At 52.7% G+C, this 7,492-nt stretch carries 2 protein-coding genes; both read left to right on the top strand.

Annotated elements, in window-relative coordinates; genetic code table 11:
* The first annotated feature begins 1,784 nt into the window (after positions 1 to 1,784).
* On the top strand, positions 1,785 to 3,500 hold the full coding sequence (locus GDA54_06995) for a hypothetical protein (protein MBC6498042.1): 1,716 nt from the start codon (positions 1,785 to 1,787) through the stop codon (positions 3,498 to 3,500).
* Positions 3,501 to 3,853: 353 nt separating this feature from the next.
* A partial coding sequence (locus tag GDA54_06990; protein ID MBC6498041.1) for a hypothetical protein occupies positions 3,854 to 7,492 on the top strand: 3,639 nt, incomplete at its 3' end.

Below are 7,492 nucleotides of genomic sequence, written 5' to 3'. Positions count from 1 at the left end.
CTGCTAGGCTCAAACAACGGCTCATAAATATTTGCACTTTCATTATATAATCAATTGCGCTACTAGATTTTCACGTACTTACAGAACGTTTTTTCTTTAGTTTTTCCACACCTAACAGTAGTTTGCTTTTTTCGGATTTTAATTCTTATTGTATTCAGTCGATGAAATGTAAGTGATTCAAGTTACATACCTTCACTAATTTAATTTTTTATTCATACCCATAATATCCAGTCGTCAGTTTATTAGCGCCATGCACAACTGACATCTTCCCACATCTCTCTCTCTCTCGATTCTCGAAGAACATCTCGAGACTTCTTCAAACTCGCAAAACGGCATTCAAAATGTCACGAATTCTCAGTGTCAAAGTATGTAAAAATTTGTACAGTGGCGATCTCCATAAAAGTAGTTCTTCACATTTAATTATCATCGCTAGTATTCAAGTTACTTTGCTTCGTTGCTTTTGAGTGTGCTCTAAATGACCAATTTAATTTTTTGCGCAGTGCAACCAACTATTTTGATTTTTAGCTTGTTCCATTTTTATCTCGTAGGGTGGGCAAAAACATTGCACTTTTGCCCCCTCTCCAAGTTTCGTAGTACCATTCCTATTCATAACACTTGTGGGCGGGGCGGTGCGTGTTTTGTCTAGCCGAGGGTCTGCTGCTCTGAGTCTCGGCCAAGGCAATCACGTTCCGCCTTTTTGAAAAACAGCTTTCAATGGATTGAGATTACATTCACGTTCGTACTTGTACCTCTTTACACATGTACTAATTTTGCCATAAAATCACCAACAGTCTTACCAAAACAAAAACCCGCAAAAAAAACGAATACAACGAAAAAAGCCGCAAAAACACGAATACAAAAACAAAAGCCGCAAAAAAACGACTACAACGACAAAACCCCCAAAAAAAAGAGTGTGTCTACAATGTTGCGTGCATATTTCTTACTCCGTTCCGTTATTTTTTGTGTGTCAAAATGAATGCTTTTGATAATATTGACAATCAATGTGTGCATTGCTTGCGGTGTGATCTTTGTAAGCGAAAATGACCGCCTGCTGTTCCCCCACCCCCACACAATCTTCCCTCCATCCGTGTCCGGTGAAACAGTGTGTACATTGCGCGTTGCCATCCAGTCTATGTACGTGGGGCGGGTGCAGCAAGAAGTTAATTTGAAGCTGCTCGAAGATTGTGCCATGCAAAGACAAAGGAACGACATATTTCGAAGCGATCAACAGACAATGAAAGTGTCGTGCGTTATCAAACAGTTTAAAATGCCTTACTCATTTCTTTTTTTCGACGTATTTGACAGTGACGATACTTTTTCTACCCGGCCCTTGTCCAAACCATCCTCTCCTCCCCCCAATTATGCTATCGGTTACCGTTTTTCTTCTTGAGATGGAATACTGCGACTAGAAGAAACCACCAAAGAACATCCATTGCAAACCCGTATAAAACACAAAAAACACTCGAAAAAAAAAAAAAAACGGCTTGATGAAATAAACACCATTCTCAGCCAATGCGTGCCTATTCCTTGATTGATTTCCGTTCCGGACTCTAAGCTTTGAGTATATGGGAAAAACCGTTGGGGATTTACAAGTGATGGTTAAGGTATTGATGCAATTGGACACAATTGGTTTTTTTCAAATCGTCGTTGGGGCGACGCAAGTAGGTCATCTCGAGGTGCGAGAAAAGTCATTCAATCTAAAACGTATTTAACGCCTATATCCGTTGCTTGGACTTCAGTCGAATATTGGCTGTGCAGGTAGACGCTGGTCACAAGTATGAATCATGGAGATTCCGGTAACTCCCAAGTCGACCAAGCCGCCGCCGACAAAAAAGTTGCTTTCGGCACCCAAGAAGTCGGCGATGGTGAAGAGGTTGGGAAAGACGGAGGGCGGCATGGGATTGAAAAAGGAATCCAAACGGGTTCGACTGAATGTCCCTGTTGCCGGGTCGCCAGGGACTTCATCAGCGCTAGCGAGAACAACGAGGTCCGCCAGCAAGGCGGCGGCGGCGGCGGCGGCGGCGGCGACGGTCAGGAAGAAAAGGAGCGTCGTGGCCAAGCAGACGGCAGCGAAGATGCCGGCCACTGCCATGGCTAAACTGCTCCGCAGCCAGCAACCAGCCGCCGAGAAAGCTCGTCAGTATCGGCATGTTCGATCCATGCTCGAGGAGGGCAAGTACACCCTGGACGAGGCCAACGCGGCGTTTGCCAAATTGCAGGGAACGACGTCGACCGGCAACGTGGGGGAGGACGAGTTGCCGCGCAATTTCAAGCTGCACGACATCAGCGTGCAGCAAACGTTGGGGCCTGTCACCAAGGCCATGGTGCGCATCGACCGCACCTTCCTCATCGGGGTGGAGGAAGTGGAGTTGGACAAGGAGGTGTACAAGATTGGCTCGTTTCCAGCGTGGACGCTGAAACGTTGTGTCTTGGGTGACGATCCCAACTCCTTGGTGGCGACCCGCGACGGGCGGATGGGGAAGAGGTTCAGCATGACCGGCAGGCTGTCCACCCTGCCAGAATTCCACAAGGCGCTGGTCTTGTTGCAGAGAGGGGCCAAGAACACCGAGTACATCATGCCCTCGGTGGATCGGATGATGCACGCTGTGCCCGACGCCTTTGGTTGCATCGACATTTCCACAAATGGCGACCCCGTCTACGAGGACACCATGTACGCCTTTTCCAACGGCTTTGTCGTCTTTGTGGAGTGGAGCCAGTTTCAGACCAAGTCGCATCACGACGTCAAATACCTGGCTCTGACCGTGTGCAAGCGCAAGTCGGAGAAGGTGCGCGAGGGGGAGCAGTTCAACAAGAAGAGGTACTTCACTCTCAACATCAGCGCGCGGAGGATTCCTCACCTGATTGTGGGCATTGAGTATCTCATGAAGTTGAACAACCTCCGCCCACTCATCGACTCGGTCGGCGTGATCATGGTGGAGACGACCGCTGAGACCGTCGCCGCCAAGGCTGGCACGTCGCGGCAAGGCAAGATGCTGCACGTGATGAGCGAGAGCGAGGTATGCGGCAATCGCGGCCAAGAGGCGCAAGTTGAAACGAGCGACTACGAATCCATGGAAGAGGACGGCGAGCATGAGGTGGCGGCAGCGGACGGCGGCGGCGACGACGACGTCGACGACGTCGACGAGGACGAGGGCATGGAGATGGCGGAGGAAAATGACGGCGCAACGGACGCGGAGGAGGTGGAAGAGGAGGAGCAGGAGCAGGAGCAGGAGGAGGAGGAGGAGGAGGAGGAGGAAGAGGAGGAGCAGGGGATGGAGGCGGGGCAGGACGAGGTGGAAGAGGTGGCGGAGGAGGCTGAAGAGGAGGAGGAGGAGGAAATCCAGGAAGTGGCAGTGGACCAAGAGGAAGCCAGCCAGTCGCTTCTGCCGCCCAACTACTTAGCCAGCGAGGGGGAGGAGGAGGAGGCGGAGGAGGCGCCGCTGAAGAAAATCATCAAGAGGCGAGCTCCGCTCTCGGGCAAACCTCGAGTTGCGAATTGAGCACCTCGAAAGAGCGGATCACACATCCATCACCATTTGTTCCTAGTTTATTATTTCTCTATTTCTTTGGTTCACTGCGCGCGTAGAATAAAATGTTTCTTTAAAAATAGAAATACAAGCGTTGACTTTCTATACGACAACAAAAGATTTCCGTTAATAAAAAGATTTGCCGACGTCTTTGTCGTCGTCGTCGTTTTGGTCAAAAAGAGGTCACGCGCGCGAGGCATAATATAAGAAATGTGCGTCCATCTCCAGATACTTGGCAGTTGACGCTTGGCCTTGACTAAGCCAAGATGCCTTCTGGGTACGCGTGTGGTCGCTGCGGACGGGCGTTTGCTCGCAGGTACACGTTGATGGTGCATGAAAACTCCAGCGTGGACTGCACTGCCTTTGACCGCGTGGCCAAGAAGTGGCGTTGTGCCGAGTGTGACGCGAGCTTTGTCACACTGCCCAATTACAAAAGACATCTCAAAGTGGTCCACCCCGTTCATGACGCCCGGCCGCCATTTGCACGACGCGGCGAGCCGGCGGCAAACAACATGAGCGGCAGTAGCAACACCACCACCACCAGCAACAGCAGCAGCAGCATCAACAGTAGCCACAACGTCAACAGTGGCAATCAGCGCAGACTTTGTTTTGCCTGTGGCATTTGTTCGAGGCATTTCCTCTCCCGTGCAGAGGCCGTGCAGCACCGAGTGCAAGACCACCAGGCCTCTAACCAGTTTGTGCTGCACCAGCAGGCCCACAACGGACAGACCACGGTGCATCGTGTGTACTTTGACGGTGATGTACACGCGGATTTGCAGACAGCCTTGATGACCGCCGCGGACCAGACGGTTAATCTGTTGCAATACCTCATGGCGCAAACGGAGGCGGGCGCGCTTCGCAAAGTCGGTCTGTCCATGATGGTGGAGATGTACAAGGTGGGCGAGCAGGGCGAGTTGGCTGCAGTGGAAGCTTTTGCCTTCCGCTCCGAGCTGTTTCAACTTCGCCCGTTTGCAAACTTTGAAGGCGACGTCCACATGGCTATCGGTGACATTGAACGTGGGGTGGAGGAATTTCTGTTCCGCGGATCCGGGTGGCGCGTCTTGCAGCCGCTCTATCTGGACGTTAGAACAAGTGCGTGTCTGCCGCTGGTGGGCGGCGGGTGCAACTTGCACGTGGCCTCGTACGTGCGCAAGGGCGGCATTCGCATGGACCTGGATAGTGTTGTGCTGCAAGGCGAAGAGGAGGAGGGCCTGTGCTTGTACTACGCGCTGGCAGCCCACTTCGTCGGCGACAACGACTCGGCCAAACTTAAGGCTTTTGTGGCAGTGTGGGGGACGCCCGCAGGTCCGTTTGTGCCGCTGAGCCAGTTGCATCAGGTGGAGGAGGCGTGGTCGCTCTTGGACGTCTCCATCAACGTAGTCTACCAGGACGAGGACAGGCGTGTCGTGCCAGTGCGTTGTAGTCCCAACGTGACGGCGCGCAACGAGGTGGTTCTCATGCTGGCTCACACGGCCAACCCCGACGTGATGCATTACGCATTGGTGAAAAATCCCAACTTGTTGTTTGCCAAGCGCGGTTTGGACCCGCGCAGCGGTCACTCCAGAACTCGAAAAAGACACATTTGTTGGAATTGCACCAACGTTCATTCGTCTTCGGAGGCACTGCTTCGTCACAAAAAGTATTGTCACGAGAACGATTGCCAGGTGGTGGAGATGCCCGCCAAGGGGGAAACCATTTCCCATCAGAACGGAGACGACCTGACCAGATCCATTCAAAGGCGAACGTTTAAAAGTAGCCTTATGTTGTTTTACGACTTTGAGGCTTTGCAAGTTGCCTGCAAAAAGACGTGTGGATGCGACGAGGCAACCATGCAACGCTCGCGTGAGCATGAGGCTCGCGAGCAGACCTGGAAGGAGCTTGCGCCCGACGAGCAACTCGACGTTGCTCTCGATGCCCACATGGAAGAGGGGGAGGAGAACAGGCGAGATTTGCTGGACAAGTGGCTGAGTGAGCAGATGAGAGAGGAAAGCAGCAGGGACGAGAAGCAGCACGCCAAGGCGGTGCGAGACGCAATGCGAGAGCTCCGGGCCCGTGAACGAAAGGAGCTGCGCGAGGAGGACTGGTGGCGGCGAAACATTTGCCCGCATCAGTCGCACAAGCGGTTTAGCCAGAAGGCCTTTGCTTACTGCATGGTGTTGGTCGATCGCAATCTCAAGGTGCACTTTGAGCGGACCTACGTGGGAGAGGACGCGGTGGACGACTTTGTTCAGCAGCTTTTGGAACTGGAAAAGAAGTTTCTGCCCGACCTGGTGACGCCCGGCCAGCCCATGACCCACGTGAACGCGCACGAAAGGCGGCTGTTGTTGTGCAAATCTGAATGCTACCTTTGCAAACAATACATGTACGTCGGCCAGAGGGTGGTGGACCACGACCATTTGACGGGGAAGATTTTGGGAGTGGCGCACAACACATGCAACTTGGCCAGGCGAGAAGACTACAGCATTACTTGTTTTGCCCACAATTTCACGGGTTACGACTCCCACCTTTTTGTGGAGCAAATCAACCGCCACCCTGACGTGTGGGACGTCTACCCCATCCCGCTCAACTACGAAAAGTTCAAGTGCTTCACCGTGAATCGCAGATTGCAATTTCTCGATTCCGCCGCATTCCTGCCCGATTCGCTGGCCAACTTGGTGGAAAATCTCAAAGCCACTGGAGAGTGCAAGTTCAACTTGCTGTCGCGGATGACCAAAAACAAGCAGCAGCTGGAACTTTTGCTGCGCAAAGGCTGCTACCCGTATGACTTTGCCACGTCGGTCGGCAGGCTGAAGGCGGCGACCTCATTGCCGCCCATCTCTGAGTTTGGCAACGCGCTGACAGGGGTGAGCCAGCTGCCCGCGGAGGATTATGCTCACGCGCAGCGAGTTTGGTCAGCCTTTGGCTGCCGCGACATGCTAGATTACACTCGAGTCTACGCTCGCTCAGACGTCTTGCAGCTGGCCGAGGCTGTGCTAGAGATGCGCGAAAACATCTGGCGAGAATTCGGCCTCGACCTGTGCAAGTACCTTTCACTGCCCATGATTTCCAAGGACATCATGCTGAAGGTGACGGGGGCAGAAATGGAGCTCATTTCGGACCAAGAGATGGCTCAGCTGATCAAGTCCAATTTGAGAGGTGGCATGAGTTTCATCAACACCAGACATCTGCGGCGCAGCGTCGGCGATCCGCCGCTTACGATGACCTACGTGGATGCTAACAACTTGTACGGAGATGCCATGACGTATCCCTTGCCTTTGCGAGACTTTGAATGGATGACTGCGGAGGAGCTGGATGCCTTCGACCCGCTACGCGACGCCACCACCACCAACGGCCCCGGCTACATTTTGGAAGTGGACCTCGAGTATCCCGAGCACCTGCACCGCGCGCACTCATCCTTCCCGCTAGCCCCGCACAAGCTTGAGTTGACCCACGCGGACCTGAGCCCCTACGCCTACAAGGTGCTGCGTCGGGTGCGTCTGCAAAGGCAGAAAGAAAAGCTGAAGCGTGGCAGTGGCGGCAGAACTTACAAGTCGGAGAAGCTCACGTCCACGTTCAGGCCTCGCAAGAAGTATTTGGTTCACGCGCTGAATTTAAAACTGTACCTGCAGTTGGGAATGAAGCTCACAAAAGTGCACCGTGGCATCAAATTTTACCAGGAGGATTTCATTCGAAAATACATTGAACTTTGCACGCAAAAGCGCAAAAGCGCGCCCACGGTTTCGCTGAAGAACTTGTACAAGCTGTTGGCCAACAGTTTGTATGGGAAACTCATCGAGGGCAACAGCAAGAGAATGGACTGCAAAATGGATTTGGGCCAGGCCGAGAAGGCTAGAAAGTATGCCAGTTCTCCTCGATTCAAATGGGCCGTTGTGCTGGAAGACAGCGGTGTGTTGTCCTATTTGCAAAAAGCTCGAGTTCGCATGCGACAAAATTGGGCGGTGGGTTTTTCAGTGTTGGAGATTAGC

It is taken from the genome of Alphaproteobacteria bacterium GM7ARS4 (assembly GCA_014332745.1).
Lineage (GTDB): Bacteria > Pseudomonadota > Alphaproteobacteria > GM7ARS4 > GM7ARS4 > GM7ARS4.
Note: the sequence above shows the minus strand (reverse complement) of the source record. Positions and strands in the feature narration are given on the sequence as shown.